At 73.2% G+C, this 14,965-nt stretch carries 12 protein-coding genes; 7 read left to right on the forward strand and 5 right to left on the reverse strand.

Going from position 1 to position 14,965, the window contains the following annotated elements:
• Together ACLVWQ_RS38860 and ACLVWQ_RS38865 are read left to right on the forward strand one after the other, a co-directional pair.
• Positions 1 to 977, forward strand: a 977-nt coding sequence (locus ACLVWQ_RS38860; protein WP_414114036.1) for a protein phosphatase 2C domain-containing protein, incomplete at its 5' end; no start/stop codon positions are given.
• Between the two features lie 74 nt (positions 978 to 1,051).
• Entirely contained in the window at positions 1,052 to 2,794 is a 1,743-nt protein-coding gene (locus tag ACLVWQ_RS38865; protein ID WP_414114037.1) for a pyruvate dehydrogenase, read from the forward strand.
• Positions 2,795 to 2,824: 30 nt separating this feature from the next.
• On the opposite strand, the gene ACLVWQ_RS38870 is transcribed toward ACLVWQ_RS38865, so the two are convergent.
• Positions 2,825 to 4,591, reverse strand: coding sequence for a helix-turn-helix domain-containing protein (locus ACLVWQ_RS38870; RefSeq protein ID WP_414114038.1), 1,767 nt, complete (start codon positions 4,589 to 4,591; stop codon positions 2,825 to 2,827).
• A 263-nt stretch (positions 4,592 to 4,854) separates the two neighbouring features.
• Here ACLVWQ_RS38870 and ACLVWQ_RS38875 point away from each other — a divergent pair, with 263 nt between their 5' ends.
• Both ACLVWQ_RS38875 and ACLVWQ_RS38880 read left to right on the forward strand, forming a co-directional pair.
• Positions 4,855 to 5,511, forward strand: coding sequence for a hypothetical protein (locus ACLVWQ_RS38875; protein ID WP_414114039.1), 657 nt, complete (start codon positions 4,855 to 4,857; stop codon positions 5,509 to 5,511).
• 688 nt (positions 5,512 to 6,199) lie between these two features.
• Complete coding sequence (locus ACLVWQ_RS38880) at positions 6,200 to 6,700, forward strand: ATP-binding protein (RefSeq protein ID WP_414114040.1); 501 nt, start codon at positions 6,200 to 6,202, stop codon at positions 6,698 to 6,700.
• Between the two features lie 50 nt (positions 6,701 to 6,750).
• Here ACLVWQ_RS38880 and ACLVWQ_RS38885 read toward each other — a convergent pair whose 3' ends face one another.
• Both ACLVWQ_RS38885 and ACLVWQ_RS38890 read right to left on the reverse strand, forming a co-directional pair.
• The gene (locus ACLVWQ_RS38885; protein ID WP_414114041.1) at positions 6,751 to 7,785 is read right to left on the reverse strand and encodes a DUF2637 domain-containing protein; all 1,035 of its coding nucleotides are present in this window, start codon (positions 7,783 to 7,785) and stop codon (positions 6,751 to 6,753) included.
• 322 nt (positions 7,786 to 8,107) lie between these two features.
• On the reverse strand, positions 8,108 to 9,007 hold the full coding sequence (locus tag ACLVWQ_RS38890) for a (2Fe-2S)-binding protein (RefSeq protein WP_414114042.1): 900 nt from the start codon (positions 9,005 to 9,007) through the stop codon (positions 8,108 to 8,110).
• 397 nt (positions 9,008 to 9,404) lie between these two features.
• Here ACLVWQ_RS38890 and ACLVWQ_RS38895 point away from each other — a divergent pair, with 397 nt between their 5' ends.
• Positions 9,405 to 10,262, forward strand: coding sequence for a GntR family transcriptional regulator (locus ACLVWQ_RS38895; RefSeq protein WP_414114084.1), 858 nt, complete (start codon positions 9,405 to 9,407; stop codon positions 10,260 to 10,262).
• Positions 10,263 to 10,407: 145 nt separating this feature from the next.
• On the opposite strand, the gene ACLVWQ_RS38900 is transcribed toward ACLVWQ_RS38895, so the two are convergent.
• Together ACLVWQ_RS38900 and ACLVWQ_RS38905 are read right to left on the reverse strand one after the other, a co-directional pair.
• Positions 10,408 to 11,181: a hypothetical protein gene (locus ACLVWQ_RS38900; protein WP_414114043.1), complete on the reverse strand. Its 774-nt coding sequence runs from the start codon at positions 11,179 to 11,181 to the stop codon at positions 10,408 to 10,410.
• A gap of 202 nt (positions 11,182 to 11,383) precedes the next feature.
• Positions 11,384 to 13,168: a PucR family transcriptional regulator gene (locus tag ACLVWQ_RS38905; protein ID WP_414114044.1), complete on the reverse strand. Its 1,785-nt coding sequence runs from the start codon at positions 13,166 to 13,168 to the stop codon at positions 11,384 to 11,386.
• Positions 13,169 to 13,499: 331 nt separating this feature from the next.
• Here ACLVWQ_RS38905 and ACLVWQ_RS38910 point away from each other — a divergent pair, with 331 nt between their 5' ends.
• Entirely contained in the window at positions 13,500 to 14,399 is a 900-nt protein-coding gene (locus tag ACLVWQ_RS38910) for an FAD binding domain-containing protein (protein ID WP_414114045.1), read from the forward strand.
• Positions 14,399 to 14,965: a (2Fe-2S)-binding protein gene (locus tag ACLVWQ_RS38915; protein ID WP_414114046.1), complete on the forward strand. Its 567-nt coding sequence runs from the start codon at positions 14,399 to 14,401 to the stop codon at positions 14,963 to 14,965. Before ACLVWQ_RS38910 ends, ACLVWQ_RS38915 begins: the two co-directional genes overlap by 1 nt.

Genomic DNA, 14,965 nt, shown 5'->3' on the forward strand with positions numbered 1-14,965 from the left:
GACCCCCCACGGTCCTCGACCACGTCGGTTCCGGACCCCCCACCTACGACCCCGAACCCACCGCACTCCCCCTCGCCGACCCGGACGACCTCGACGACCTCGTGGCCGACACCGTGCTGGACGGCGCGTCGTACGGAACGAGCACCCTGCGCGCCGCATCGGTGCGCGGCGACTCCGCGCGGTTCCGTGGCGAGCCGCGCAGGGACTCCCTGCTCACCGCCCGCTTCGGCACCGGCGCCGGCGCCCTCGTCCTGGTGGCCATGGCGACCGGCGCCCGCGCCACCCCCGACGCCCACCGGGCCGCCGCCGAGGCCTGCCAGTGGATCGGGCGGGCCGTCGGCCGCAGCCACGCACGGCTCGCCGAGGACATCAGGGCCGCCCGGCGCGGCGACCTGAAGTCGGGCCTGCAGCGGCTCACCGACCGCAGCCTCGGCAAACTGCGGGCCAGCGCCGCCGAGCAGGGCGTCGAACCGGAGGAGTACACCGCGAGCCTGCGCTGTCTCCTCCTGCCCGCCGACCCCGCGTGCCGTACGCGCGTCTTCTTCGGCGTCGGCGCGGGCGGCCTCTTCCGGCTGCGCGACGGCGAGTGGCAGGACATCGAACCGCGCGTCGCCGACACCACGGGCGAGGCCGTCGTCGGCTTCGGCTCGCTGCCCCACGAGACACCCGACGGCGACCGTCTCACCATGGACCTGGGCATCGCCACACCCCCGAGCCCGTACGAGCCGGCCCCCGAGCCGCCGCCCCGCGCCCCCTTCCGATTCCGGGCCTCCGTCGCCCGACCGGGCGACACGCTCCTGCTGTGCACCGGCGGCCTCGCCGACCCGCTGCGCGGCGAACCGAGCCTGGTCGACCACCTCACCTCCCGCTGGTCGGCCCCCGAACCGCCCGGCCTCGCCACGTTCCTCGCGGACAGCACCGTCCGGGTCAAGGGATACGCCGACGACCGGACGGCCGCCGCCGTTTGGGAGGCGTAACCGCGCCCGCTGTGAACAGATGGGATACGAGAGGAATCCCGTGACAGCGAACGACAGCAAGGGGCGCGTGACTCATGGCCAAGCAGAACGTCGCCGAGCAGTTCGTCGACATCCTCGTCCGTGCGGGCGTCAAACGCCTGTACGGAGTCGTCGGCGACAGCCTCAACCCGGTCGTCGACGCCATCCGGCGCAACTCCGCCATCGACTGGATCCATGTCCGGCACGAGGAGACGGCGGCGTTCGCGGCGGGTGCCGAGGCCCAGATCACCGGCGGGCTCGCCGCCTGCGCGGGCTCCTGCGGTCCGGGAAACCTCCACCTCATCAACGGGCTCTACGACGCGCACCGTTCCATGGCCCCGGTGCTGGCCCTCGCCTCGCACATCCCGTCCAGCGAGATCGGCCTCGGGTTCTTCCAGGAGACCCACCCCGAGCAGCTGTTCCGTGAGTGCAGCCACTACAGCGAGATGATCTCCAACCCGAAGCAGATGCCGCGGCTGCTGCAGACCGCCATCCAGCACGCCGTCGGCCAGGGCGGCGTGAGCGTCGTGACGCTGCCGGGCGACATCGCCGACCAGGAGGCCCCGGACAAGGCACCCGAGTCCGCCCTCGTCACCTCCCGCCCCACCGTGCGCCCCGGCGACACCGAGATCGACAAGCTCGCCGAGATGATCGACCAGGCGGGCAAGGTGACCCTCTTCTGCGGCAGCGGCACCGCGGGCGCGCACGCCGAGGTGATGGCGTTCGCCGAGAAGATCAAGTCCCCGGTCGGGCACGCCCTGCGCGGGAAGGAATGGATCCAGTACGACAACCCGTACGACGTCGGTATGAGCGGACTGCTCGGCTACGGCGCCGCCTACGAGGCCACCCACGAGTGCGACCTGCTGATCCTGCTGGGCACCGACTTCCCGTACAACGCCTTCCTCCCGGACGACGTCAAGATCGCGCAGGTCGACGTGCGGCCCGAGCGCCTGGGGCGCCGCTCGAAGCTGGACCTCGCGGTGTGGGGCGACGTGAAGGAGACCCTGCGCTGTCTCACCCCGAAGGTGAGCCCCAAGAGCAGTCGCCGCTTCCTCGACAAGATGCTCAAGAAACACGCCGACGCGCTCGACGGGGTCGTCAAGGCCTACACGCGCAAGGTCGACAAGCACATCCCGATCCACCCGGAGTACGTGGCCTCGGTGCTCGACGAACTCGCCGACGACGACGCCGTGTTCACGGTCGACACCGGTATGTGCAACGTGTGGGCGGCCCGCTACATCTCACCCAACGGCCGCCGCCGCATCATCGGCTCCTTCTCGCACGGCTCCATGGCCAACGCCCTGCCGCAGGCCATCGGCGCGCAGTTCACCGACCGCGGCCGCCAGGTCGTCTCCATGTCGGGCGACGGCGGATTCTCCATGCTGATGGGCGACTTCCTCACCCTCGTCCAGTACGACCTGCCGGTGAAGGTCGTCCTCTTCAACAACTCGTCCCTGGGCATGGTCGAGCTGGAGATGATGGTCGCCGGGCTGCCCGCGTACGGGACGGGCAACAAGAACCCCGACTTCGCCGCCGTCGCACGGGCCTGCGGTGCCTACGGCGTACGCGTCGAGAAGCCCAAGCAGCTCGCGGGCGCCCTGAAGGACGCCTTCCGGCACAAGGGCCCGGCGCTCGTGGACATCGTCACCGACCCGAACGCCCTGTCCATCCCGCCGAAGATCAGCCGGGAGATGGTCACGGGCTTCGCCCTGTCGGCGTCGAAGATCGTCCTCGACGGGGGAGTGGGCCGCATGGCGCAGCTGGCCCGCTCCAACCTCCGCAACGTGCCCCGGCCGTAGGCCGCGCCGGCGGCGGCCGGGGCGCCGGGGTCACTCGACCGCGGGGACCCACCGGCGCTCCGAGTCGTCGGAGCCGTACCAGTAGCGCGGCAGCCCCTCGATGGCGCTGGTACGGAACGGACTGCCGTGGTCGTCGACGCGGGTCGTGCCGGTGCGCCCCTCGGACGACCAGTCGAGCTCCAGGTACCAGGAGCAGCCGCAGGTCTCGGTCGTCGCGTTGACGAGCAGCACCTCCGGGTCCTTGTCCGACACCCGGTAGGGCATGCGGACCGCCGGGATCGGCGTGCCCTCGTCGTTGCCGGGGACGGAACGGGCGATCGGGCGGTCCTTGTCGAGGTCGACGGCGAAGGAGCGAGGGGTGAGCGAACCGCCGCAGCCCTGGTCCATGGCGTAGACGGTGCCGGCGACGGGGGCGGTGCGGCCGACCACCCGGACCCGCAGCGCCGTCAGCACGACGGCGGTGGAGGTCCGGCCCTGTACCGAGATCTGCACGCTCGTCTGCCGTCCGTGCACGGCGTCCTGGGACGCCGCCCAGGTCCCGGCGTCCTGCGCGGCGGGCGGTGGCGGGACCTGTTCGGGGTCCTTCCGGATGACGTAGTCGTGGGAACAGCCGTTCTGCCAGACGTGCGAGTTCGCGGTCCAGGTGAGCGGTACGGCGCCGGATCCGCTCCCCTTGGGTTTCGCGCCCTTCGACGGTGCGCCGCTCTTGCCGGGGGCCCCGGCCGCCTTGCCGGTGGCACCGGCCGAGGGCGACGGTCCCGGCCTGCTGGGGGAGGGACTCGTCGAGGGGCGCTTGCGCGCGTCCTCCGAGGTGGCCTTCGCGGTCGGGGCCGGGGAGGGGCCGACGATGTCGGAGGCGTCGTCGGAGGGCCGGTCGCCGGGGAGGGACACCAGCGCGCCGAGCGTGACGAGCAGCGCGGACACGGCCGCCAGGGTGAGGGCGATCCGCCGTCGCTGCCGGGGGCGCCGGCCGGCGCCGCCCGAGCCGGACACGAGCCCGCCGGCGGCACTGAGCTCGGCCGAGCCCGACGCCTCCGAGCCCGACGACTCCGAGCCGGGCGCCTCCGCGCCGGCTTCGTCCACGCCGGCTCCAACTGCACCGGGCTTGCCTGCGCGGGCGCCGTCCGAGCCGGGCCTGTCCACGCCGGCTTCGTCCGTGCCGGTCTTGTGTGTGGAGGGCCCGTCCACGCCGGCTTCGTCCGTGCCGGCCTTGCCTGCGGCGGTCTCGTCCGCGTCGGCTTCGTCTGTGACGTCACCGCCTGCGGTTGCCCCGTCCGTATCGGCCTTGCCTGCGGCGGCGGCCTTGTCCGTGGCGGGCCCGTCTGGGCCGGCCGTGCCTGCGGCGGTCCCGTCCGTGTCGGCGCCACGAGCGTCGGCCTCGCCCGAGCCGGCGCCGTCCACGGCAACCCCACCTGCGCCGGCGCCGTCCACGGCAACCCCACCTGCGCCGACCCGGTCCATGACAGCCCCGCCTCCGTCGACCCCCGCCTCCGGGTTCTCACCCGGCTCGCGGTTTTCCGGTGGGCCGGGTGTCCGCGGACGCTGTCGCGCCTCGACCGCCAGGATCCACAGGCGGTGCAGTTCCAGCCGCTCGGCCGCGGTCGCCCCGCACAACGCCGCGAACCGCTCCACGGGCGCGAACTCCAGCGGCACCGCGTCACCGGCGCAGTAGCGGTGCAGCGTCGAGGTGTTCATGTTCACCCGGCGCGCGAGGGCGCCGTAACTGCGGTCCGTCCGTGCCTTCAGACGTCTCAGCAGTGCCGCGAACTCCTCGACGTCGTGGTCCCGAGTCGACACCGTGCCCCCGTACTCGTCGTCACCCCGGCGTGCGGGGCATCTGCCGGCCTGGGAGAGCATCCCAGGCACCCCATATACCTGCACGTCAGGAGGGATGGGATGGTTCCACCGTCGCGGAAACGCCGCCGTCTGTTGCACAGGCCCCGAGTGGCGGCTGATGCTTCTGGTGTCGCACCGGCCACCGCCGCACCGACCAGTCGGCGGGGGCCCACGACGGGCTTCGTGGGACAGCACGTCCGTAGGGGAACAAGGGGGAACACTCGATGACCAGGCGCACCAGAACCACGGCGTCCACCGTACTCACCGTCGCGGCCCTGGCTGCGGGGACGGCTCTCGCCGGCCCCGCCGGTGCCACGGCGCACACCGCCGCGCCCACCTCGGTGTCCGGCCCGACGACGTCACGCGGCACCACCGGGTTCCTGTCGGCCTCGCAGCTGCCCCCGCACCCCACGTCCGCCTGGACGGCGGGCCGGGTCACGCCCGGTGTCCCCGGCGAGCTGGTGTTCTGTCTGGAGGAGGCGCTGCCGGGCTACAACTCCTCGTACCGCGACTTCCGGACGGACCTGGAGACCAACGCCCAGCAGCTCACCGTGGTCGTCGGCAGCTACGCCAAGGCGGGTGCTCTCGCCGCGCGGCTGAACACGGCGATCGAGGACTGCGCGGCGAAGTCCGAACGGGCCGACTCCGAGATCGAGGCCACCCTCAGGGACTACGGCACGCTGCCGGTCGAGGAGGGCGCCCATGTGTACGGGGTGCACACCAGCACCTCCTGGGGGGCCACCGACATCAACCTCTACTCGGTCGGCCGTGACGGCAGGGCCGTCACGGTCGTGAAGTGGGGCCAGATGGGTGACTTCTCCGACGCACCGGTAGAGGCCTTCGAACAGACCACCGTCACCGCGGTCGACAAGCTGTACTGACCGCCCGAAAAGCCGGGGCCGCCCTCCCGTCACGGGGGTCGAGAGGGCGGCCCCCGTTCCTGTCCCCGACGGCTCTCGGCCGACCCGCGTACGGCCGGTGCGGCAGACGGGTGTGGGCAGTTGGGCCGAGCGCCGGTGGACGGTCCGTCAGACGGACCGGCCGGCCCGGAGCCGTACGACCCCGCCGGATTCGGGGCCGCACCGCGCGGCGGACCGGCCGGGTGGCTCGCGCCCGAGCCGCCTTCCCGGCGCGGCTCGGGGGCGTCGTACCGGACCACCGCGCGGGCCGCGGTCACCGTGCGCGACGGCCTGCCCGGCCGAGGCGCCTGGCATCCAAACGGAACCTCCGAGTCGACCATGGCTTTCCTCGGCAGCCCCGGCGTACGGGTACGGAATCCGCCGCGCGGCGCCGAGTCGCCGACGTCCGCCGTACGAGCCCTGCCCGCCCCGGTCGCCGTCCACGGGCCGCGTCGAAAGTTTTCGCAGGAGTGAACCCTCGCGGGGAGGCCGGGGACGGACACCGGGCCGCGGCGCGCCGGGCCCGCGGCGCGTCCGGGTCAGGCGCGGGCCACCGGCCCCCGTACACCCGGCGATTCAAGATTCGACATGACTGCGGCCTTTCCCGGCGGGGCATGCATCCCGTGAAGGTGTTCGAGCACGAGGGGTACCGACAGTGACGGCGGGGGTCATGAAGAGGTACGTACGAGGGGGCGGTCCCGTTTTATCCGGGGCCTTCTCGGCAGAGACGGTGAACACGGCCACGACCGCGGGGGACACGGCGGAGAGCGCACCCGGCCAACAGGGTCTGTCGCACCTCAGGCGCAGGCTCCGGCGCTGCGACCTGAGGGCGGTGCCCGAGGTCCGCAGGGCGCTGCGGGAACTGCTCGCCCACTGGGGGCGGCCCGGCAGGTCCGAGACGGCGGAACTGCTGACCAGCGAGATCGTCACCAACGCGCTCGTCCACACCGATCAGGAGGCGCTGCTGACGGCGACCGTCGGACCGCGCGGACTCCGCGTGGAGGTACGGGACTTCGACTCCCGCAGGCCCAGGCTCCGGGTGCCGAACGCCGACGAGGGCACCCACGGCAGAGGTCTGATCCTGGTGCAGTCGCTCGCGGACGCGTGGGGCGTACGGATGCACGGGGTGGGCAAGGCGGTGTGGTTCGAACTGGACGGGGGCGCGGCATGAACTGCCGCGCCCCCGTCCAGAGGTGAGGCCGTCGAACGGCCCGGTCCCGGTCAGCCGAACTGCTGCTCCAGGTCCTTCAGCTTGCGCTCGAGGGAGTCGAGCCGGGGGAGGGCCATTGTGTCGTCCTCCGCGGTGAGGTCGACCGTCCCGGACTCACCGCTGCGGCGAACGGGCTGCAGCGAGGGCCGGGCGGCGCGTGCGGGCAGCTCCGGCGTCGCTATGGCAGGCTCCGAAGCGGCCTGCGGGGCCGCCTGCGCCGCCTGCAGCTCCGCCTGACGGCCGCCGCGGCCGATCATTCCGCGGTGGCCGCGGGTGATCGCCTTGATGCGGGCACGGTCCAGCTTCTCCTGGTCGCGCCGGCGCAGTCGGTTCTGCTCCTTGTCCCGCTTGTCCTCGCGGACCTCCTCGACGGCCTCGTCCAGGCTGCGCACGTTCTCGAGGAGCATGAGCGACCAGGCCGCGTACGTCTCACGAGGGGCACGCAGCCACCGTACGATCCGGATCTGCGGCAGCGGCCGGGGCACCAGACCCTGCTCACGCAGGGCGGCACGACGGGTCTGCTTCAGGGCACGGTCGAACAGGACGGCGGCCGAAAGGGACATGCCGGCGAAGAAGTGCGGGGCGCCGGCGTGGTCGAGACCCCTGGGGGCGTGCACCCAGTTGAACCAGGCGGCGGCGGCCGCGAACGTCCACACGAGTATCCGGGAGCCGAGCGCCGCGTCGCCGTGGCTGGCCTCGCGCACCGCGAGTACGGAGCAGAACATGGCCGCGCCGTCCAGGCCGAACGGCACCAGGTACTGCCAGCCGTCGGAGAGGTTCAGGTTCTGCTCGCCGAAGCCGACCAGGCCGTGGAAGGAGAGAGCGGCGGCGACCGCGGCACAGCAGAACAGCAGTACATAGGAAGCGGTGCCGTAGACGGCCTCCTTGCGCCTGCGGCGTTCTTCCGTGCGCTCCCACGAGTCTTCGGAGCGGGTCTTTTCCCCGGCGCGCTTTCCACGCGCGAGCACCGCAACCGCCGCCAGCAGGCCCAGGAGCAGCACGGCGCCGGGTAGCAGCCAGTTCAGCGATATGTCGGTCAGTCTCATATGGGGTCCCTTGCATTGGGATAGGGCGTAACGCCCGTCATAGTGGCCCAATCCCGCGGGTCCTCAGGGGGTTTCGGGGCAAGAGGCCGCCAAGAGAGTGCAAGGGGATGCGCGTGGGCGGCATTCTCCTCGAACTGCCGCTTGAGGAGCGGGAGCTGAGTTCGAGTTAGATTACCCGTACGGGTGGTTCAACGGAAAGTTCCTGCGTCGAGTGAGGATATTGTGAATCAGCCGTAACCTAAGCGACCCCGTCCGTGGCCAAAACGGCGGGGTCCAAGCTGAGTTGATCTTACGGGACGCGGGTGGTGCGCGAACGCGGGGCTCAGCCCGCCGCCCCGGCCACCTCGCTCGTCCGGGCCGCTTCGGCCGCCTCGGCTGCCTCCGCCGTCAGCTTCGCTATCCGGACGGCCTCGGAGTTGCGCGGGCAGTTCGCGCAGGTGTCCTCGGCGTCGAGGGTGTAGTAGAAGCAGCAGCTGGCCCGGTCCCGGGTGGGCAGGCACTCGCCGTTCGCACCGGTCACCTCGCGGAAGCCGGCCGGGCCGACGTACGGCCGGGTGGTCCTGGGGAACAGCCGCGCCAACTCCTCCGTCGCGCGCCGCTGTTCGCCCAGCAGACCGGCGACGTACCAGAGGCTCTCGACGACCTCGTCGGTCGCCATGGCCCACAGCGCATGACCCCGGCGGCGCATCCGGGGGCCGAAACCGCCGAGCACCGGCTCCAGGTGCTCGGCCACGGAGGCCCGTACCGCCGCACGCAGGGCCTCCTCGTCCGGGACGACCCGGGCGCCGGGCAGCGCCGCCGCCGGGTCGTCCGGCAGGCAGGCGAACTCGCCCACGCGCACCGCGATACGGCCGGGCATCCGCTGGAACGTGACGTCCCGTACGGGGAAACGGGGCACGCGGCGCAGCACGAACCACGGCACCGTGATCAGCAGGCAGGCCGGCCACGCGTACCGGTGCAGGCCGAAACTGGCGATGACGTCAGGGCGCCCCCGCCGTCCGTGGTCGGCCAGCACCTGCTCGTCGTCCCACGCGAGATAGGAGTCGAGCCCGGCGCCGGCCCGCGCGAGCTCGGTGACGGCGATCCGGCCGTCGCCCGTCGGGGCGGGTTCGCCGGGGGCGAGCTCCGTCACTCCCAGGGCCGGGAACACCTCGGTCATCCGCGTGTACGCCTCGGTGAGGACGGAGTGCGCGACGACGGTGCGGGGCGCGGGAGCGGGCATGCGGGACCCCGTTTCACGATGATCGGCAGGGATGATCAACAGGTAAGGCTTACCTTACCCGATAGGGTCGGGGTTTACCCTGTTCTGTCGGGGTCACGACGTACCCCACCCGAATTACCCGCCACTTGCCCACCACCACTCGCCAACCCCGGAGGAGGCTCCCGTGGAGAAGGCCGGTTCACGCGAGGCGTACGGCACTGCCGGAGACCCGTTCGAGGTCTGTCCCGCGGAGGCTCTTCCCGCGGAGGTCCCTCCCTCGGGAGCGCGCGCCCCCGAGGCCCGTACCGCCCGGGCCCGTACCGGCGCGGCCGCCGTGCGGGTCCCGCCGCAGGCGCGGCCGGACGGCGGTCCGCGGCAGCGCGGGACCGGCCGTGCCGAGGCCCCGCGCGACGACACCGTGGCGCGGACGGGCCCCGCGGCCCCGGCGGTCCCCACCGTCCCGGCCGAGCAGGCGGCCCGCGGCGAGCACACCCACAGCGAGACCCCGATCCCCCAGCCACGGTTGTCCGCCGTGACCCAGGAGGCCGTACGGGACCCGCGGACCCCGGGCCCGGCCGACGCCCCCGGCAGGCGCGCCGCCGGATCCGCCGCCGGCTCCGGCTCCGCGTTCGCCTCCGTGGCGGCCCGTCGGCCCGTGATCCAGCGGGCCTCCGTGCGCGGCCAGATCCTCGACGCCCTCCGTTCCGCCCTCGTCGCCGGCGACCTCGCCCCGGGTGAGGTCTACTCCGCCCCCGCCCTCGGCGAACGCTTCGGCGTCTCGGCGACCCCGGTGCGCGAGGCCATGCAGCAACTCGCGAACGAGGGGGCCGTCGAGGTCGTACCGAACCGGGGTTTCCGTGTCATACGGCGCGGGGCCAGGGAGCTGGCCGAGCTGGCCGAGATCCGGGCCCTCGTCGAGATGCCGGTCATGCTGCGACTGACCCGTACCGTCGGCGCGCCCTGCTGGGACGAACTGCGCCCGCTCGCCGACGCGACGGTGACGGCGGCCGCCACCGGCGACCACGCGTGCTACGCCGAGTCGGACCGGGTCTTCCACGCCGCGGTCCTCGCCCTCTCGGGCAACCGCCAGCTGGTGCAGCTCGCGGACGACCTCCACCGCCGTGCCCAGTGGCCCATGGCCGGTGCCCCCGTCCGCCGCCCGCGCGCCGACCTGCTGGCCGACGCCGCCCAACACACGGCCGTGCTCGACGCGTTGACCGCGCAGGACATCCCGACCGCGCAGTCCCTGATACGGGAACACTTCGCCGGCGCGTAGGACACCGGCGTACAGCGGCGCGCGGCACGCACGCACCGGCCCGACGTCGGCGGCGACCGGAGGGTGGCCGCGGCCGGGGGTCCGACCGGCCGGGCCGGTCGGTCAAGACCCCACCGGGCGGCCCCCACCCGGACGGCATGCGTCGTCAGGCCGTGGCCGCCGGTGGTGCCAACTGACCGGCCAGCCACGTGGGTACGCCCCCGAGGAGCCGGAACAGCCGGCCCGCCTCCGCCCGCAGCCGGGACGCCTCCGGCTCGGTCTCCGCGTCTGCGAGCGACGCCAGCGCCGGGGCCGTGCCGACGAGGTAGCCCAACTCCTCCCGGATGCGCAGGGATTCGGCGAAGCCGTGCCGGGCCTCCGCCAACTCGCCCTCCCGCAGAGCGAGTCCGGCGAGGTGCCGCCAGGTGAAGGAGAGCAGCAGTGGCGCGTCGTGCGCGGTGGCGCCTGCGTGGGCGCGGCGGTAGGCGGCCCGCGCGGACTGCGGGGAGTGGGCGAGGTTCTCGGCGAGCAGCCCGCGCCGGAAGTCGAGCAGGGCCCGGCCCCGGGCGCCCGGCGCGATCAGGGCCGCCGCCCGGCCGAGCGCGGCCCGCGCCTCGTCGGCACGGTCACGCACCGCGAGCAGCGTGGACGCGTAGGCGAGCTGTCCGCGCTCGCACGCCGCGGCCCCCCGCTCGTCGTCGCTCTGGGCCAGCGCCTCCGCCGTCCGCAGCGCGTCCTCCGCCTCCGCCCACCCCTTCTCGGTGTAGAGGCACCGCTCGACGAGGAGCGAGGCCCGTTGCAGAGCGGCCGCCGCCGTGATCGGTTCTAGGAGTGCGGCCGCGTCGGCCCAGCAGGCGCGCGAGCGCAACCGCCATACCGCGGTCTGGAGTGGATCGTCTCCGGCATTCGTTCCGTAACCAGACATGGCGGGATGCGCCACGTTGCCCTCCCCGAGCACGCCATTGAGCTGTTGAGTGGTGGCGGCATCTCAGCACGAATCAGAGCACCCGGCCAAGGGGGTAGGTGAAGGATTTCACAAAGTCGTGGGACAGATCGTGGGACAGAGACGACACTTGGTGCCTTCTGCGGGCTCCCCGCCGTGTCCCCACGACGGGGGCCGCGCCGTCCGCAGCCCTGTGACCTCAGCTCATCCGCAACGCCAGGAAGAAGTCCAGCTTGTCCTCCAGCCGGGAAAGATCTCGGCTCGTCAACTGCTCGATCCGTCCGACGCGATAGCGCAGCGTGTTGACGTGCAGGTGCAGACGGGCCGCACAGCGGGTCCAGGAACCGTCGCAGTCGAGGAACGCCTCAAGGGTCGGGACCAGCTCGGCGCGGTGCCGCCGGTCGTAGTCGCGGAGCGGGTCCAGCAGCCGGGCGGTGAAGGCACGGCGCACGTCGTCCGGCACGAACGGCAGCAGCAGCACATGCGACGCCAGCTCCTGGTGGCCGGCCGCGCACACCCGCCCCGGCCGGGCCGCGGCCACCCGGCGCGCGTGCCGGGCCTCCTCCAGGGCGCCGCGCAGCCCCTCAGCCGAGTGCACGGCCGCGCTGACGCCGAGCGTGAGCCGCCCGTCGCCGTCGAGCCCGGCCGACAGCGGATCGCGTACGGCCTCCAGGATCGTGTCGGCGAGCAGCCCGGTCTCCGAGCCGTCGTGCTCCGAGGAGACAGCGGGCAGCGGTACGAGCGCGACCGCCTCGTCACCCGTGTGGGCGACGGCGATCCGGTCGGACGACTCCGGTCCCGCCGACAGCGGGTCGACCAGGATCTCCTCCAGGAGGGACTGCGCGACCGGGCCGCCCCGGAGCCCGTCGGCCGGCGTCCCGCCGCCCGTCTCCGCGGCGGGCTGCCCGCCCTTCGTCACGTCCCACTCCACGCGGGCGACCACGACCTGCCAGTGCGGTGCCGCGCCGAGCCCCGGCAGCAGGACGGGCGCCGCGACCCGCAGCCGGGCGGCGATCTCGGCGGGCGCCGCGCCGTTCTGCACCAGCTCCAGAATCTCCTGCGCGAGCCGGCGCCGCACGGTGCGGGCCGCGTCCCGGCGGTCCCGCTCCACCGCTATCAGCTGCGTCACGCCCTCCAGCAGGTCGAGACGCCCCTCCGGCCAGTCCCCGGCGTCCGCCTCGACCGCGAGCAGCCACTCCGACAGGACCGTCTCGCGCACGTCGCGCCCGCCCGCCCCGGCCGGTACGCCCGGTGCCACCGAAGTGCCCGCGGCGCCCGGTGTGCCCGCGGTGCCCGCCGCGCCGCGACCGCCGCCGCGGACCGGGAAGAGCGAGTACGTCGTCGGGCCCACCGTCACCCGGTACGGCCCGCGCCGGCCCGAGCGGACCGCCGCCAGGTGCGCGCCGGCCAGCGTCGCGCCCACCCCCGGGGGCAGCTCCGCCTCCGCGCGGTGCGAGCCCGCGACCAGCCGGCCCGCGGGGGACAGCACCCAGGCCCGCAGGTCCAGGTCGGAGCCCAGCAGGTCCAGGACCACGTCCGGGCCGCCGCCCGCGGGTCCCGAGGTCATCATCCGGCGGTGCCGGTCCACCACGGCCGCCAGGTCCCCGGCACGCTCGCCCGACACCTGCCGTACGACGTGCTCGGTGATCGTCGCGAAGGCCACCGACTCGTTGACGGCGAACAGCGGCAGCCGGTGCTTGGCGCAGGCGGCCACCAGGTCGTCCGGGATCGGGCCCAGCTCGGCCTCGCCCGCGGCGAGCGCCGTGACCCCGGCGCCCGCCAGCAGCCGTACGAAGGGTTCCGAGTCGGCGGCGTTCCGGCGCCAGGCGAGCCCGGTGAGCACCAGCTCACCGCCCGAGAGATAGCGGCTCGGGTCCCGCAGGTCCGTGGTCATCACGCCCCGCACGGCGCGGTCCAGCTCGTCCTGGCCGCCGAGCAGCCGCAGGCCCAGCGCGTCCGTGTCCAGCAGTGCGCGCAGCCGCATCTCGTCGCCGCCGTTCTGTCTCGAAATCTACGGTGTATGGGGGAGAGGCCGATGGTCGGGGAGGGGGGACCGCATCGGATGTTTCCGGAGGGCTGCGTCGGATGTTTCCAGAGGAAGGCCAAGGGGTTACTGAGGCCCTCCGTTCATACGAATCTACAAGATGGGTGCCGTGGCCAGCCAACTCCTTCATGGTTTCGGTGACTGACCCTGGTGGAGGAACACGCTGTGTACTGACTCCGATCCACGTGAACAACTCATGAACGAGCCGGGCCCGCCGCACACGATCTTGGCTTGAACAGCACGATCCACGAGACGAAGAAGAGAGCCGGTCATGGACTTCCTTCGCCCCGCCAGCTGGGAGGAAGCGCTTGCCGCGAAGGCAGCGCACCCCACCGCTGTGCCGATTGCGGGTGGCACCGATGTGATGGTCGAGATCAACTTCGACCACCGCAGGCCCGAGTACCTGCTGGACCTGAACCGCGTCGGTGAGCTGGGTGACTGGGAGGTCGGCGAGGAGTCGGTCCGCCTGGGCGCCTCGGTCCCGTACACGGCGATCATGGAAAACCTGCGCGGCGAGCTGCCCGGCCTGGCCCTGGCCGCCCACACCGTGGCCTCGCCGCAGATCCGCAACCGCGGCGGGGTCGGCGGCAACCTCGGCACCGCCTCCCCCGCCGGTGACGCCCACCCCGCGCTCCTCGCGGCGGGCGCCGAGGTCGAGGCGGAGTCCGTACGGGGCTCCCGGCTGATCCCGATCGACGCGTTCTACACCGGCGTGAAGCGCAACGCGCTCGCCGCCGACGAACTCATCCGGGCCGTCCACGTCAAGAAGGCGGCCGGCCCACAGCAGTACTCGAAGGTCGGCACCCGCAACGCCATGGTGATCGCGGTCTGCGCCTTCGGCCTGGCGCTGCACCCCGACACCCGCACGGTCCGCACCGGGATCGGCTCGGCCGCGCCCACACCCGTACGGGCCAGGACGGCCGAGGAATTCCTGGACGCGGCGCTGGAGGAGGGCGGCTTCTGGGACAACGGCAGGATCGTCACCCCGTCGGTGGCCAAACAGTTCGCCGAGCTGTGCGCCGCCGCCTGCAACCCCATCGACGACGTCCGGGGCACGGCGAGCTACCGCCGCCACGCGGTGGGCGTCATGGCGCGCCGCACGCTGACCTGGACCTGGGAGTCGTACCGCGGCACCGCCGGTGGCACACAGCAGAAGGGCAGGGTCGCGTAATGCGCGTCAGTTTCACGGTCAACGGCCGTCCGCAGGAAGCCGACGACGTGTGGGAGGGCGAGTCCCTGCTGTACGTGCTGCGGGAGCGCCTGGGCCTGCCGGGCTCGAAGAACGCCTGCGAGCAGGGCGAGTGCGGTTCCTGCACGGTCCGCCTCGACGACGTGCCGGTGTGTTCGTGTCTGGTGGCGGCCGGACAGGCCGAGGGCCGCGACGTCGTCACCGTCGAGGGCCTCGCCGACTTCGCCGAACAGCGGGCGGAGCGCGCGGGCCGCGCGACTGGCGCGGATGGCGCCTCCGAGGCGCCCGGGACCTCCGACTCGCGGACCGGGGAGGGCGCCGGACTCGCCCCGATCCAGCAGGCGTTCATCGACGCCGGCGCCGTCCAGTGCGGCTTCTGCACCCCCGGTCTGCTCGTCGCCGCCGACGAGATGCTGGAGCGCAACCCGACCCCGACCGACGCGGACATCCGCGAGGCGCTGTCGGGCAACCTCTGCCGCTGCACCGGCTACGAGAAGATCATGGACGCGGTCCGCCTGGCGGCCGCCCGACAGGGAGAGGCGGTCTGA

The sequence above is a fragment of the Streptomyces sp. CWNU-52B genome, from assembly GCF_047444975.1.
Taxonomy (GTDB): domain Bacteria; phylum Actinomycetota; class Actinomycetes; order Streptomycetales; family Streptomycetaceae; genus Streptomyces.

Bases quoted from the DNA above. Each gene is read 5' to 3' on its own strand.
- ACLVWQ_RS38865 (WP_414114037.1), top strand. From the start codon at position 1,052: ATGGCCAAGCAGAACGTCGCCGAGCAGTTCGTCGACATCCTCGTCCGT.
- ACLVWQ_RS38875 (WP_414114039.1), top strand. From the start codon at position 4,855: ATGACCAGGCGCACCAGAACCACGGCGTCCACCGTACTCACCGTCGCG.
- ACLVWQ_RS38880 (WP_414114040.1), top strand. From the start codon at position 6,200: ATGAAGAGGTACGTACGAGGGGGCGGTCCCGTTTTATCCGGGGCCTTC.
- ACLVWQ_RS38885 (WP_414114041.1), bottom strand. From the start codon at position 7,785: ATGAGACTGACCGACATATCGCTGAACTGGCTGCTACCCGGCGCCGTG.
- ACLVWQ_RS38890 (WP_414114042.1), bottom strand. From the start codon at position 9,007: ATGCCCGCTCCCGCGCCCCGCACCGTCGTCGCGCACTCCGTCCTCACC.
- ACLVWQ_RS38905 (WP_414114044.1), bottom strand. From the start codon at position 13,168: ATGCGGCTGCGCGCACTGCTGGACACGGACGCGCTGGGCCTGCGGCTG.
- ACLVWQ_RS38910 (WP_414114045.1), top strand. From the start codon at position 13,500: ATGGACTTCCTTCGCCCCGCCAGCTGGGAGGAAGCGCTTGCCGCGAAG.
- ACLVWQ_RS38915 (WP_414114046.1), top strand. From the start codon at position 14,399: ATGCGCGTCAGTTTCACGGTCAACGGCCGTCCGCAGGAAGCCGACGAC.